The 14,060-nt window shown below is 53.0% G+C and carries 13 protein-coding genes and 1 tRNA gene; 1 reads left to right on the plus strand and 13 read right to left on the minus strand.

Features of this window, described 5'->3' with window-relative positions:
• The 6 genes from VEI96_01385 to cdaA all read right to left on the minus strand — a co-directional run.
• The coding region (locus tag VEI96_01385; GenBank protein HXX56635.1) for a glycosyltransferase family A protein at positions 1-727 on the minus strand (727 nt) is incomplete at its 3' end.
• A gap of 137 nt (positions 728-864) precedes the next feature.
• The gene (locus VEI96_01390) at positions 865-2,937 is read right to left on the minus strand and encodes a DNA internalization-related competence protein ComEC/Rec2 (protein ID HXX56636.1); all 2,073 of its coding nucleotides are present in this window, start codon (positions 2,935-2,937) and stop codon (positions 865-867) included.
• Positions 2,938-2,955: 18 nt separating this feature from the next.
• Entirely contained in the window at positions 2,956-3,216 is a 261-nt protein-coding gene (locus VEI96_01395; protein ID HXX56637.1) for a hypothetical protein, read from the minus strand.
• On the minus strand, positions 3,216-4,565 hold the full coding sequence (gene glmM / locus VEI96_01400) for a phosphoglucosamine mutase (GenBank protein ID HXX56638.1): 1,350 nt from the start codon (positions 4,563-4,565) through the stop codon (positions 3,216-3,218). Before glmM ends, VEI96_01395 begins: the two co-directional genes overlap by 1 nt.
• Positions 4,562-5,212, minus strand: a complete 651-nt coding sequence (locus tag VEI96_01405; protein ID HXX56639.1) for a CdaR family protein — start codon at positions 5,210-5,212, stop codon at positions 4,562-4,564. Before VEI96_01405 ends, glmM begins: the two co-directional genes overlap by 4 nt.
• Complete coding sequence (gene cdaA, locus VEI96_01410) at positions 5,209-6,003, minus strand: diadenylate cyclase CdaA (protein ID HXX56640.1); 795 nt, start codon at positions 6,001-6,003, stop codon at positions 5,209-5,211. The genes VEI96_01405 and cdaA overlap by 4 nt, the downstream gene beginning before the upstream one ends.
• Before the next feature lie 86 nt (positions 6,004-6,089).
• Between cdaA and VEI96_01415 the strand changes: the two genes are divergently transcribed.
• Entirely contained in the window at positions 6,090-7,034 is a 945-nt protein-coding gene (locus VEI96_01415) for a DNA integrity scanning protein DisA nucleotide-binding domain protein (GenBank protein HXX56641.1), read from the plus strand.
• 297 nt (positions 7,035-7,331) lie between these two features.
• Here VEI96_01415 and VEI96_01420 read toward each other — a convergent pair whose 3' ends face one another.
• The 7 genes from VEI96_01420 to VEI96_01450 form a co-directional block, all read right to left on the minus strand.
• Positions 7,332-7,706 (minus strand): DsrE family protein, encoded by a 375-nt coding sequence (locus VEI96_01420; protein ID HXX56642.1) that lies wholly within the window; start codon positions 7,704-7,706, stop codon positions 7,332-7,334.
• Between the two features lie 127 nt (positions 7,707-7,833).
• A tRNA-Val gene (locus tag VEI96_01425) sits at positions 7,834-7,908 on the minus strand.
• Positions 7,909-7,952: 44 nt separating this feature from the next.
• Positions 7,953-9,257: a UDP-glucose/GDP-mannose dehydrogenase family protein gene (locus tag VEI96_01430; protein HXX56643.1), complete on the minus strand. Its 1,305-nt coding sequence runs from the start codon at positions 9,255-9,257 to the stop codon at positions 7,953-7,955.
• Positions 9,258-9,446: 189 nt separating this feature from the next.
• Positions 9,447-10,616, minus strand: coding sequence for a hypothetical protein (locus VEI96_01435; GenBank protein HXX56644.1), 1,170 nt, complete (start codon positions 10,614-10,616; stop codon positions 9,447-9,449).
• A 65-nt stretch (positions 10,617-10,681) separates the two neighbouring features.
• Positions 10,682-12,136, minus strand: coding sequence for an MBOAT family O-acyltransferase (locus VEI96_01440; GenBank protein ID HXX56645.1), 1,455 nt, complete (start codon positions 12,134-12,136; stop codon positions 10,682-10,684).
• Positions 12,137-12,190: 54 nt separating this feature from the next.
• The gene (locus tag VEI96_01445) at positions 12,191-13,120 is read right to left on the minus strand and encodes a glycosyltransferase (protein ID HXX56646.1); all 930 of its coding nucleotides are present in this window, start codon (positions 13,118-13,120) and stop codon (positions 12,191-12,193) included.
• Positions 13,117-14,060, minus strand: a 944-nt coding sequence (locus VEI96_01450; GenBank protein ID HXX56647.1) for a DegT/DnrJ/EryC1/StrS family aminotransferase, incomplete at its 5' end; no start/stop codon positions are given. The genes VEI96_01445 and VEI96_01450, both read right to left, overlap by 4 nt.

Here is a 14,060-nt window from a genome sequence, read left to right on the forward strand (position 1 = left end):
CATGTCTCCCATATAAGCTGAGATATGCAGTCTTTAAGAAGTCGCTGTTCTTATTCATTTGAGATATCTGAGACTCGTCTGACCACTGGTTATATTCAGCGGTTACTGTCCTTATGTGGTGAAAAGGGTTTTTTTCTCCCAATCTGATCAGCAGGTCGTGGTCCTCATAGAGTTCAAAGCTTCCATCGAAACCGCCTATCGCTACAAGGAGAGCCCTATCAAACAACAAACATATCAAGGGAATACAATTCTCAAAAATAAATGTGTTGTACCTAAAATCATGAGAGTATATAAGCTCTTTTCTTTTTATTCTCATTTCTTGCGACAGCGGGTCATATTCCTTGTATACCATTAAAGAGTCAGTATATGCGACTTTGAAATCACTTTGTTCCAGATAACTCACAAGCGTCTCCACGTGCTCGGGATAGAGCTCGTCATCGTCATCTAAGAATCCGACGTATTCCCCCTTCGTGTTCTCGATCCCGACATTTCCGGCATGGGCACGACCCATGTTTTTTTCAAGCCTCTGATAATTGAGGGACACATCTCCGAGGATGGTCTTGATTTCGTCCAGATCGAGGTCACAGCCGCCGTCGTTCACAAGGACGACTTCTATGGGGCGATAGGTCTGAGACGCGATACTCTCCAATGCTCGCCTTAGGAGCTTCGGCCTGTCTTTGGTCCTGACGATTATCGAAACCAGGGGTTTATCACTCGTATTATTCATGTTGCGGTCTTATTTCTCACTTTTCCATGTTACAGAAGGTTTATGGGAAATATATCCGTGAAATCTGGCTACCACGTGTCTCTGTATTTTACAAGAATTTAGGCGGAAAATGCTTGAAAACCTGCTCGTTTTATTCCTCACCACCTCATGAAAAGCCTCTTCATATTCCTCCACTCCCCTGCGGGGTCTTTCGCCTCTTCGAACTCGAAGTCTCTGTAGGTCTTTATCGCGAGCCCACCGTCCGCTCCGGAAGCTCCGGACAACGTTTCAGATACCTTTATCGCCCCATCCCTGTCGGTCCGGTAAATCTTTCGCCCACTGAGCCTTTCGAGCGTACCCGGATGTGGATGGCCGTATTTGTTATATCTCCCGACGCTGATCACCGCTATTTCAGGTGATACCGCTCGCAAAAAATCTTCCGTGGTCGAAGTGCCGCTTCCGTGATGGGAAACCTTGAGAACGTCGCTTACGAGCAGTCGCCCGAAATGCACCATGTCTTCCTCCGCCTCAGCCGCGGTGTCGGCAGTGAAAAGGAAGGACTTCTTTCCGGTCAGCTTCAGCACGAGGGAGTCATTGTTTTCGGAGACCGCATCGGTGCCGTGAACAGTATAGAAACCCTTGTAGGGATGAAGGATCTGGAGCCGCAGGCTGTCGAAGGTTATCTCATCACCGCGTTCAAACGAACGGTGTGTCACGTCCCTGAGAGAACCGGCGGGGAAGGTGAGTAGCCCGTTGTCCCAGACCTCCCTGACCCTGAAGTTCTTCATGAGACGAAAGGTGCCGCCGGAGTGATCATCATCCGCGTGGGTAATGATGAGCGCATCGACTGTCCTCTTGCCGAGATATCTGAGAAATCCATCAGGTTCTTTCCCGGTTCCTCCGGTGTCGAGAATAAGGGTCTTTCCCGATGGGGTCTCTATTACCGCAGAATCCCCCTGTCCGACATCGAGATAGGTTACCGAAGCGCCCTTTTGTCCTGAAAAGACTGGTGCGATTGCTATACCGGCCCCGATGCAGGCGAGGGCTATCCCGTATCGTTTCCTGCCGAAGAAGAAGACGATGCATCCGGCGTAAAAGGCTAAGACCGCCGCAACCGGAATGGCCGGAATCTTTATGTCCGCAAAAGGTATCGAGGCGAAGAACTTCACCGTTTTCAGGGATAGGCCTGAAATCGACTGAATGAGTGACTGAAAGGGATAATGGCCCGAGAGGATGAAGATGAATGTCGAGAGGAGTGAAAGGGGCACGAGAACGAAACCGATGAAAGGCGTCACAAAGAGGTTCGAAACCGGTGAGAGTATCGAAAAATAATGGAAGTAAAATATCACGAGCAGGGCTGTTCCCAGAGAAGCTGAGAGGGAGACCATCATCGTATTCTTCAGGACAGCCGAGACGCGTCTCCACAATCCGCTTTGCCGGCGGGTCTCCTCCCGCTCTCCCACGGAAAGGCCGATGAACAGAACAGCGAGGAAGGAGAGTTGAAAGGATATGTCCAGAATGGAGACCGGGTCCCAGAGGACTATGAGGAAGGCCGCAAAGAGAAGGGAGTTCAGCCAGAACCCCTTCCTGCCGATGAGAAGACCGGCGAGGAAGATCGTAATCATGATGAATGACCTCACTGCGGGAATGCTGTAACCGGAGATGAGGAGGTACAGCAGCATAAAGGGCAGCGAGAGGAGGGCAGATGCCTGTGACGGCGTGAGGTAGAGGGTGAACCTCTGGAGGAGCCGGTACGGCATGAGGTTAATCAAGAGCCTGAACATTCCGAAGAGGAGCATCGAAAAGAGTCCGAAGTGTGTGCCCGAGATGCTCAGGAGGTGAGCGAGGCCCGTCGTATTGAAGGCGTTCCTCACATCTTCGCTCATCCAGGATCTTTCGCCGGTGGTGAGGGACGCAACGAGGGCGCCCGAATCAGGATCGAATGCCTCTCTCAAGTAGAGGTTCAGCCGGTCTCTCTTCTCCTCCAGTCTTTCGTAGAGCGTGGAGCGGTCAGGCATCTCGGCCTTCTCGATGCCGGCGAGATACGCATAGAGTCTCTCCCCTCCGAAAGCGCCCGGGTTAAGCCGTGACGCATCTTTGCCGAGTTTTGCCGATAGCGTATATCGCGCCCCCCTCGAGAGGCCCTCGTCGGAAATGATGTTCATCTCCTTGCCTTCAAGGGCCTTTATCTCTATACCGGTGTCTGCGTCGGCGGCCGAAAGAATGCTCACCTTTCCGCTAGACCTTCCTCAGGATAGTGGATGGGATAGCTCTTCGGCCGTGCAAGCCATGATGACCATTCTGCCGCTGAAGGGGGAGAGGTCAGTCGGAGGGCTATATCGGAACATCGCGTACAGGAAACCAATAACGATAACCGGTAGAAGGAGGGGTCTTTTTGTGAGGAAGAGAAATGCCGCCGCTGCTACCGCTATGATAATCGTTGAGATGGGGAAGAAACGGAAAAGGGGGAAGAGTGCGACCCCGGAGAGAAATGAAAGGAAGAGATACATCAGGCCGACATCTTCTTCTTTATCACCCCGGCGATCTCCTTTGCCCATTTTTCTGCGAGCCGTTCCTCATCCGCCTCGACCATCACCCGCACTTTGGGCTCCGTGCCGGACGGTCTCACGATGACCCTTCCCCTTCCGTCGAGGCTGCCTTCGGCATCCCTCACCGCCTCCAGGACCTCAGGAACTGATTTCATGTCAGTCTTCTTCTCGACGGGCACATTGATGAGCACCTGCGGATAGAGCGTAATGCCGGCCACCAGCCGGGAAAGGGGGGTTGCCTCCTTCTTCATCATCGAGAGGACGTGAAGTGCGGTTATGGGGCCATCACCTGTTGTGTTCCCGTAGAGACAGATAATGTGCCCTGACGGCTCTCCGCCCAGGACATACCCTTCCCGGGACATCTTTTCTGCAACAAACCGGTCCCCTACCTTTGTCCTGAACATCCTGATGCCCTCTTCGGCGAGGTAGTTTTCGAGCCCGAGGTTGGACATGACCGTCGAGACGACGGCATCACCCTTCAGTAATGCCTTTTTTTTGAGCTGCACGGCCCAGAGGCCCAAAAGTTTGTCACCGTCCACAAGGCAGCCTTTCTCGTCGCACATGAGTGTCCTGTCCGCATCCCCGTCATGCGCTATCCCCGCATCGGCCTTATGGGCCCTTACGGCCTTGAAGAGAGACTCCATATGGAGCGTTCCGCAGCCTTCATTGATGTTGATGCCGTCAGGCCTGTCATGTATCGCAATAACATCAGCCCCCAGCTCCCGCAAAACCCATGGAGTCACCTTGTATGCGGCCCCGTTTGCGCAGTCCACAACCACCTTCAGCCCTTCAAGGGTGCTCCCGCGGGCTATCGTCGACTTGATATACTCGATATACCTTCCCGTTGCGTCGTCGAGCCTGAACGCCTTCCCGATATCAGCGCCCGAAGGTCTTCGCGAGCCGAGGCCGTCATCAACAACGAGCTCTTCTATCCTCTGCTCCAGCTCGTCGGGAAGCTTACAACCGTCCGACGAAAAAAACTTTATACCGTTGTCCTCGAAGGGATTATGAGAAGCCGAGATGACGACACCCGCATCCGCCCGCAGCGCGCGAGTGAGGAAGGCAATTCCGGGAGTCGGAAGGGGGCCGGTGACGGTAACATTCATCCCCATGGAACAGATACCCGACGTCAGCGCACTCTCGATCATATACCCTGATAGTCTTGTATCCTTTCCGATGAGGACCATGTTCCTGCCGTGTTTCTTTCTCAGAACCCTTGCAGCGGCCATCCCTATCCTCAGGACGTTCTCGGGCGTCATGGGCGGCCTGTTCGTCTTCCCCCTCACTCCATCCGTTCCAAAGAGCCTCACTTTCCCCTCCTCGCTATCCTGACGTTCACATCGACCTTATCAGTCTTCGTCCGTATATTCCTGCCTGAAAGGGCGATCTCGGTTTCCTGCCTGAAGTCCTCATTCAAGCCGGTAATATCGACCGGCTCGGTCCTCAGATAGCCGACCTTGCCAACCTCTGACTGCGCACCTTCTATGACGACATCGGCGGGTTTCACTTCCACCGACTTCACGTAGGATCCCCTCTCGGGCTCACCGGTGATAACGGGGCGCACGGCGACTCTTTTCGTAACGGTCCTCTCAAAAACGACCTTCGCCGAGGAGGGCTCTATCTTTACAACGGTAACGGTAGGAGGGAGCCTGACGTCATCGTTTCTTATCGCAAACACCCCTTCACCCTCCTTCGCCTTGGCGACATCGACGGAGACGGTCACATCTCCCTGCCTCACATTCTTCAGGAGACTCTCGTGCCCCCTGATGACGATGCTCGCAGATTTCGCTACAGATTTTGAGATCTCGATGCCCGCCGGGAGATTAATGTATTGTATCGGAACCTCAAGCGCTATCTCTGTCTGCCCCCGTGATGAGACGAAAAACCATAGGAATATCGCAAGCAGGAGAGCCGACAGCTTCAGGGAAAGATTTCCGAAGAGGAGTCTTCGTATCATCTCGTCTTTTGCCTCCCCAGCGTCTTCTGCGAACTCTTCTTCTTGCTCGTCGTAAAGAGTTCCGTCAGGATATCCCGCAAGGTCCCCATATCGACAGGCGAATCGAGCTTGCCCGATATAGCTACGGCTATATTCCCTGTCTCCTCGGACACGATAAGAGCGATGGCATCCGTCTCTTCGGTAAGCCCGATGCCGGCGCGATGTCTGGTGCCCAACGCCTTGCTCACCTCTGTGTTCAGAGAGATCGGGAGAAAACATCCTGCCGCAACTATCCTGTTGCCCCGGATGACGACGGCACCGTCATGAATCGGAGACGTCGGATGGAATATCGTCATGAGGATCTCCCTCGAGACTTTTGCATCGAGGAGCGTTCCCATCTCCACGAAATCCTTCAGACTCGTATCCCTCTCGATCACCATGAGAGCGCCGATCTTCCTGTTCGCGAGGGCCACCGCGGCTTTCACAATCTCATCGAGGGACTTCAGTTCCTCCGCCGAGGTGAATTGAAAGAACCTGGCTTCACCCATCTGTGCCAGTGCCCTCCTGATTTCCGGCTGAAAGAGCACGACGAGGACTATCACGATCTGGACCCAGAGGCTCTGTATCATCCAGTTTACCGTATAGAGCTCGAAATATCCGGAAAGGAGCGAGGCGAGGAGGAGAACGCCGAGACCGATGAGCATCTGGACAGCCTTTGTCCCTTTTATGATCAGGAGGAAACGGTAAAGGATTATCGCGACCAGGACGATATCGATTATATCCCACAGTCTTATCTGCCTTATGATCTCCATGACATAAATTATAAGCGATTAGGCCGGCAATTGACAAAAAGACTTTTCCGTCATAGAATGGTTTTCCCGGTATCGCAGCGAGTTCATTGGACAAGCCGGTACCGGAGGTAGGGATATCGAAGAACCGTGACGCCCCCATGATGGACCAGAAGACGATCATAATGAGGAGTGCCCTTTCCGTGGCAGAAGAGACCGGGAGTGACAGGCTCTTCATCTTCCTGGATACGGTCCGTGACTGCCGGTGGTTTCTCAAGTCGAAATTCTCTAAAGAAAAAGGCATCGCCCTCGTTATTCCGAAGTCGCTGCGCGTCCAGGAGACGGTGCTCCGGGATACCGGTACCGAGGTCATCCGGACATGGTCGGGAAACCAGAGCAGGTTTTCCCGGATAAAGTATGCATTCCTTCACGGTGTCCTCAAGAAAATCATCAAGACCGACAGCAAGGTGGTCTGCGTACTCGGCCCCTGGGGCAGAAGCCACCTCGACACCATTACCCTCCATAACCTCGCCCTTTCGTGGAGCGAGGATTTCCCCTTTGATCCCAGGTCCCTCATCGCAAACGCGGCATTCACCACGGTCATGGCAGTCGTTGATATAGCCCTCGACATCGGTGCCCTCGGCAGGGAAGGCCATTCAGTCGGCACGACCTTTGTCATCGGAGATACGGAAAATGTCCTCAGGTCATCCCATCAGGCGGTCTTCAACCCCTTCAAGGGATACTCGAAACGCGAACGGGTCATCACGAGACCGGAAGTCGTCGAGAGCATAAAAGAACTCGCGAAACTGGACGGGGCCTTCGTGGTCTCGGAGGCCGGGGTTCTGGAAGCTGCGGGCAGACACCTCGACGCACGGAGTGTTATGACAAGACAGCTCAGAGGGCTCGGTTCCCGCCACAGGGCGGCAGCGGGGATAAGTCGCATGACAGGGGCGATTTCCGTCGTCGTATCCGAGAGCACGGGACGAGTGACGATCTTCGAAAAAGGTCACATCATATCGACCCTCGAACCGGTAATCAGCAATCGTCTGGCCTGACCATTGTTGGATCGGGGAATATCAGCCCTAAATCCTGCCATTCTTCGATATTCTTTCTTGTGATTCGCATCACAGTAATTTTTTTGTTTTGGGCTGATAATAGTGACAAGCAATAGGGCAAAACCTCCTCGTAGCAGCCACCTCAAACTTGCTGTGGCAGCTCAGCTGCCACAGCACCCACTTTCTCTTTCCCGATCCTTTTTTTTGTATTTCCGCCAATGGCCTCGCTGGTGAGCTAAACCATGGGATCTTACTATTTCGGGAGATTCACGGTTTGTCGGGGGGCGGATCCACCGCTCAAAAAGTCAGGCCCTCCCTCTCGAGCAACATCTCGGCAAGAAATGCTCCGGGTTTGGCTTCAGAATTAGGAATACGTTCCACCTTGTCGAGATCATAGTGGTTGACGCAGGATGCACAGATATAGAATTTCACGCCGAAATCCTCAATGAGCGTCTTCATGAGATCTGCGACCGGCGAAAATTCATCTTTCTTCTGCCACGTGAGACTCTCGGCGAACCCCTTCTTCGCAAGCAGGACGCCCTTGTCCATGAGGAAAAAATCGAGCGGGATGTCGAGGGCCTTCATGTTCGTGGCGAGCTGCAGTGCCCCCGCTACCTTGTCGGGGTCATCATAGGAATGTGTGATGATGAAGACAAACTTCTTCTCTGCCATGGCAGCCTCCTTACTTTCCCGGCCGATTCCGCCAGGGAACGGTTTCTCGTCAGCACACGCTCCACCTCAGGTCAAGCGTCGATTTCTGTGACACGTGCTACAATTGAGATTGTAACAGGGCGTAGAATGGTAGGCGATGCTGGTTTCGAACCAGCGACCTCTGCCGTGTGAAGGCAGCGCTCTCCCACTGAGCTAATCGCCCGACCGAGGTAATTATAGAATACTGCTCATCCTCAGGTAAAGGTTCTACACCGGCCTTCCGATGGAGAAATACTTGAAGCCCAATCTCCGCATCTTCTCCGGTTCATAGATGTTTCTGAGATCAAAAAAGAACGGCTTTCTGAGCAGACCCTTTATCTTTTCGAGGTCGAGATTCCTGAACTGGTTCCATTCCGTCACGATGACCATCGCATCTGCGTCCTTTGCAGCATCATAGGGACCTTTGCAATAGGTAATCCCAGGGAATATCGACTTCGCGTTCTCCATAGCAACCGGATCATAGGCCCTCACCTTTGCACGGTCTTTGAGGAGGGCCTCGACGAGAGAGAGCGAAGGTGCCTCCCTCAGGTCATCGGTATTCGGCTTAAAGGACAGACCGAGCAGAGCGATGGCTTTCCCTCTCAACCCGCCCATCGCATTTTTCATCTTGTCATAGGCGATCTTTTTCTGGTTCTCGTTCGCGAGAACCGCCGCGTTGATAATCTTCAGGTCCGTCCCGTGATCCTGCGCTATCTTGAGGAGCGCCCTTGTATCCTTCGGAAAACAGGACCCTCCAAAACCGGGACCCGCATGGAGAAACTTCGACCCTATCCGCTGGTCAAGACCCATGCCCTTGGCGACCATCTTCACATCGGCACCGACCCTCTCACAGAGATTCGCAATCTCGTTGATGAAGGATACCTTCGTAGCGAGAAAAGAATTTGAGGCATATTTTATCAATTCCGCCGTCTCGATATTCGTTATGATGAAGGGAGTCTCGATGAGGTAGAGCGGTTTGTAGAGGTCTTTCAGGATGGCTATCGCCTCCTGACTGGACGCGCCGATCACGACCCGGTTCGGCCTCATGAAGTCCTCTATGGCCGCCCCTTCCCTGAGGAACTCGGGGTTTGAGACGATGTCGAAATTATTTCGTGTCTTCAGATTCTTTTCGATGATCTGCCGAATCCTTTCCCCTGTTCCCACGGGGACCGTGCTCTTTGTGACAATCACCTTGTACTCGTCCATATGCCGGGCTATCTCGGCGGCAACCTCGTCGATGTACTTCATGTCGGCAGAACCGTCTCCCCTCGGAGGCGTTCCGACTGCGATGAAGACCACGAGTGCAGAATCCACCGCCTCCTTTATCTTGGTCGAAAAGGTGAGCCTCCCCTGCTTCAGGTTTCTCCTGACGAGGTCTTCCAGTCCCGGCTCGTAGAAGGGCACCTTACCTCTCCCGAGGGATTTTATCTTTTTCTCGTCCTTGTCAACGCACGTGACGAAGACGCCGAATTCGGCAAAACATGCACCGGTCACAAGTCCGACATACCCGGTTCCGATTATTCCTATATGCATTTCCGACCCACCCCTTCAATTTTTTTGAGGAGATTCTTCATGCCTCACATTCGAGGCTTCTATTATGGCAAAGGATCTGTTTCTTGTAAACCTTCCCCGCTCCAGACGACCCCTGCGGCACCGCTTCGCATTCCTAAGGCACTTCTCTTCGTTGACAACTAGAAAGTCAACGAGACATGCGGAAAAGAGTCAGGACAATTGATCGTCCTTCATCAACTTTTTGGGATCCTGAAGGTTAAACATGCGCTCCAGCATTTCGTCCACAACCACGTTCGGCTTTTCTCGTTCGATGACCTTGCCGTCCCAGTTGTACTGCCAAATATACACAGACCTCTTGAAATTGAAGCCGACGAATGCCGTCCAGCTGTTGGAAAACGAATCACGAAATGAAAGAAGTGAATACCTTCGCGACGGATTTTCAGTGTATACCGGCTGCGTGTATTTGGGCCACTGCTTGGCAAAAATACTGATGTCCTCCTTGGTTTCCTGCAATCGCAATGGCGGACGCGGATTCAAATTGACGACATCCTTTTCGGCCATGGTCTGCCCGAGCAGAACCGCGAGGTCCCCACCTTTTTCCTCAGAGGACGCGGTATCGAAAGCCTCGTATGGCAACGGCTCACCGAGTTCCGGTAATTGCCGCGCCAATGCCCGCATGAAAGCCCGGTAGGCAAAAAACGCACCGTAGGCGTTCCAGTGCGTATCCGTATAGAGATACGTGCGTCCTGTCTTCTTTGCCTCCAGCAAGGCTGGGCGGAGGTCCAGCACTTCTACAGACGAATGTGTCTTCATGTGAGCGATGAATTGATCCAGCTTGGTCTGTGGCCCCACCTTCGTAAGCCAGTCCGGCAGGTATTCCGGGTAAACCGAATGCTTGTCAGGCGGAATCACAAACAGGTATTTTATACCCCGATTGGCCAGCCAGTCGCGCCGCTTCTCGAGCAATGCCTGCCAGTTTTTTAAGTCTTCCGGGGTGAAGAGTTTTGCGCCGCGGAAATGCTCGATCATCTGCTCGCCGGTGTAAAAAAGCCAACCGTTACGGCCAATCATCACGTCAGGATGTGTCGCCTCTCTGAAGAGCTCGTGCTTCCATTTTTGCTCACAGCGGATAAGCCTTCTGCGGAAACCAAAGTGATCACTAAAGTAAGCTTCCAGGCCCGCAGGCAGGGCGCGGACACCGTTCACACTCAGGATGACCTGAGGAAACTTGGCAGGCGGGCGTTTTTCGTTTACCCACGGAACCCGGTCCAGATTGAAAAAAGAATCGAGTGTCGGCAGCCAGAGCAGAATCAAAAAGACGATCGAGAGCAGGAGCGACATGCCGTTGTTCACCCTCTCGAAGGAGCGAGAATGCTTCATGGCTACCCCTTCCGAAAGCCGGGCTTGCAGGAACTGCAATGATGCCGTGTCACTGTCGGGCATGTTCAAAACCGGTAGTAGATAAACGGATTGTAAGTGCCCCCGGCCAGCCACGCGGATGAAATCACCAGGAGCGCCACAAACAGCAGTGTTTCCAAAAAAAGACCGGTTGCGAACACGGGGACTTGCAGAGATTCAGGCGCTGCCTCCACAAGTCTGCCGTACCGGTCTCTTATCCATGGCCAAAGGGGGGCCGAAAACAGGATGCCGAGACCGATCGACCATGCCACCTGACGCGTTACATAGCGGGCCAGCGGTTGCGTCGCACCGGATGCGCTGCAGAAGCCGAACATGGCGTTGAAGAAACCCATCGCCTGTGAAAGAGTCTCGGAGCGGAACAACACCCATCCCAGGGTCACCACGAACAGGGCGTAGAGGTGCCTCATCGGCCTCGGCATCTTGTCGACCAGACTGCCGAAGCGTGTCCGTTCCAGGACGAGAAACAGGCCGTGATAGAGCCCCCAGATCACAAACGGCCAACTTGCCCCGTGCCACAGACCGCAGAGAAAGAAGACGATGATGAGGTTGAAATAGGTGCGCAATTCGGACCGCCGATTGCCGCCCAGCGGAATGTAAAGGTAGTCCCGGAACCAGGTGGATAACGAAATGTGCCAGCGACGCCAAAAATCCCGAATCGACTGCGATATGTAGGGGAAGTTGAAATTCTCCAGGAACTCAAAGCCGAACATCTTGCCGAGCCCTACTGCCATGTCCGAGTAACCCGAGAAATCGAAATAGATCTGCAGCGTGTAGCAGAGGATGCCAAACCAGGCCACCGGCGTTGTCAATTCATTCGACGGGAGGGCAAAGATATCCCGCGCCGGAACAGCGACCACATTCGCCACGACCATCTTCTTCGTCAGCCCGCCGACAAACCGGCGAACGCCTTCCGCGAAGTCTGTGCCCGTCATCACGCGCCTTGCGAGCTGCGGGGCGATGGCACTCCAACGGAGGATCGGCCCCGCTATCATCTGGGGAAAGAAAAAAATGTAGAGCGCAACGTCCGCCGGATTATTTGCTGCTTTCCACTTGCGGCGGTAAATATCAATGACGTAGGAGAGCGCGTGAAACGTAAAAAATGAAACGCCTATAGGCAGAAGCACATGGGGCAGCGGCATCGGGCGGTAATGAAATTTGGAAAGCAGGGAGTTCACGTTGGCAACGGCAAAGTCCGCGTACTTAAAAAACGCCAGGAGACCGATGTTCAGCGCGATGGCCAATGTGACCGCGGTCTTCCTCCGTGCCGGATCGTCGCTCCTTTCCACCCAGAGCCCCAAAAAGTAATTTATCAGCGTCGAAACCAATGCGAGAAAGATGAAGATTGGTTCTCCCCAGGCGTAGAAGATGAGGCTGGACAGGAGCAGCAAGGCATTGCGCGCCTTCAGTTTTGGCACGATCAGAACGAGCGTCAAGACGATCGGCAGAAAGAGAAAAAGAAAAACAGGAGAACTAAAGACCATGGCAAAGACCCGTACCCTTGAAGCGGGTCTGAGGCGAGCCTGAAGGATATGACTTCATTGCTTCGCCGACCTCTGAAGACTGCGAATCGCTTTCTTCAGAATTATTTTAGGCAGTCGCACTTTCGTCTTTACCCTGCTGAACGGTGAAGTAACGAGGCATTTGAGCCCGTGATGGTAGGCGCCGTCGATGTCTCCCCTCTCATAGAGAATTTGAGCGACTTTCCAGTGCCAAAACGAAACGCTCTTATTTATTTCTTTCTGAAATCTAGACCGATAATGGTCGTTCATATGGTTTGCGGCATCGATTGAGTTAACGAGTATCGCCGTATTTTCGAGTCCTGACCAGACTCCCGCTTCGTGAACCCTGTGCGCAGCCAGTATTTCATCCATATAGCAGATCGTTCCATGTTCCGCATTGAGGACATGCAGCGGCCAATCTCCCATGGGCATTGATGAAAACCATTCAGGGAACTCGCCGAATAATCTATTCCGAAAAATAGTCGAGCACGTCGGAATGAAATTGTGGGAAATTATGTCGGACAAGGTGAATATTCGTTTCTTCAATCTTCTTCGGTGAAATGGATGGTTCAACTCCGGCCTCGTATCGTAGACCTCATTTACGTTGTGGAAGCATTCCGAGCACTCCGGATGCGCATCCAGGAAATCGACCTGCCTCTGCAGTTTGTCCGGAGAAGTCCAGTAATCGTCTCCTTCCAGTAAGGCAACGTACTCTCCCTCGCATGCTTTATACGTCGCGATGAAATTCCCGATCATACCGATGTTTTTTTCAGGCAAGAATAATCTGATCTTGTCGGGATGTTTCTTCTGGTAATCAATCGCGATGTTCCGCGTGTTGTCGGTAGAGCAATCCTCGCCGATGACGATCTCATAGTCGAAATTCACTCTCTGCATGAGGACGCTGTTCAGTGCCCCGGCAATGTACGCCTCGTGGTTGTATGTTATCATTAAAACGCTTACCTTCATGTTGATTGCCCGATATCAGGGATTGTCTTAAGAATTTGATTGTCTCCTAATCCCCTCGTAATCTCCTTATGATGCTCAATCACAAATCGAATGATTTCACAAACTCGGCCTATTTCTTCGGGTCCCACGGCCATACCGGTAGGGAGGGAAATTACCCGTTTCACGAGGCGCTCCGTATTGGGAAGCAAAAGCGCGGCTTGGGGAAAGTACGAGCGATAGGGCTCCATCATATGGCAACCGGGATAAAAGTAACGGCGAGCCATGACATTTTCCGCGTGCAGGATCTTCACGAGCTGATCCCGACTGACGCCCGTCAAATCCTCGTCGATTTCGCAGACAATGTACTGGCAGTTGTTTCTCTCTCCTTCGTCATAGGTTATGAGTTTCATACCCGGTAAGCCGGAAAGTTCTCTCGCGTACTGTCGGTAGTTGGACCGGTTAGCCTCTATGAATTCGCCCAGACTATCAAGGCCGGTCAGGCCCATGGCGGCGCATACCTCCGTCATCTTGCCGTTCGTGCCGATATAGACGACAGTATCGTAGCCGGCAAACCCGAAGTTTTTCATGAGTCTGATTTTCTGGGCGAGCTCGTCATTGTTGGTGACGATGGCGCCGCCCTCAAAGGTATTAAAAAATTTGGTGGCATGAAAGCTGAAGACTTCCGCGTCTCCAAAACTTCCGATCATCCGGCCTCGGTGAGAACAGCCAAAGGCATGCGCCGCATCAAAAATCAGCGCGAGATTATGTTGGCTGGAGATTCTTGTGAGCGCTTCCACATCACAGGGCCTTCCCCAGAGGTGAACACCGATAATGCCGGTAGTTCGGGGGCTAATCATTTTTTCTATGCTGCCCGGGTCAATATTGTGGGTCGTCGAGTCTATGTCGCAGAAGACCGGAGTGATTTCCTGCCACTGCAGGGAATGGGCCGTAGCGATAAAAG

It is taken from the genome of Thermodesulfovibrionales bacterium, from assembly GCA_035622735.1.
Taxonomy (GTDB): domain Bacteria; phylum Nitrospirota; class Thermodesulfovibrionia; order Thermodesulfovibrionales; family UBA9159; genus DASPUT01.

Coding starts and splice junctions, on each gene's coding strand:
- VEI96_01445 (HXX56646.1), bottom strand. CDS start 13,120: ATGAAGGTAAGCGTTTTAATGATAACATACAACCACGAGGCGTACATT.
- cdaA (HXX56640.1), bottom strand. CDS start 6,003: ATGGAGATCATAAGGCAGATAAGACTGTGGGATATAATCGATATCGTC.
- VEI96_01435 (HXX56644.1), bottom strand. CDS start 10,616: ATGAAGCATTCTCGCTCCTTCGAGAGGGTGAACAACGGCATGTCGCTC.
- VEI96_01405 (HXX56639.1), bottom strand. CDS start 5,212: ATGATACGAAGACTCCTCTTCGGAAATCTTTCCCTGAAGCTGTCGGCT.
- VEI96_01440 (HXX56645.1), bottom strand. CDS start 12,136: ATGGTCTTTAGTTCTCCTGTTTTTCTTTTTCTCTTTCTGCCGATCGTC.
- VEI96_01395 (HXX56637.1), bottom strand. CDS start 3,216: ATGTATCTCTTCCTTTCATTTCTCTCCGGGGTCGCACTCTTCCCCCTT.
- VEI96_01420 (HXX56642.1), bottom strand. CDS start 7,706: ATGGCAGAGAAGAAGTTTGTCTTCATCATCACACATTCCTATGATGAC.
- VEI96_01430 (HXX56643.1), bottom strand. CDS start 9,257: ATGCATATAGGAATAATCGGAACCGGGTATGTCGGACTTGTGACCGGT.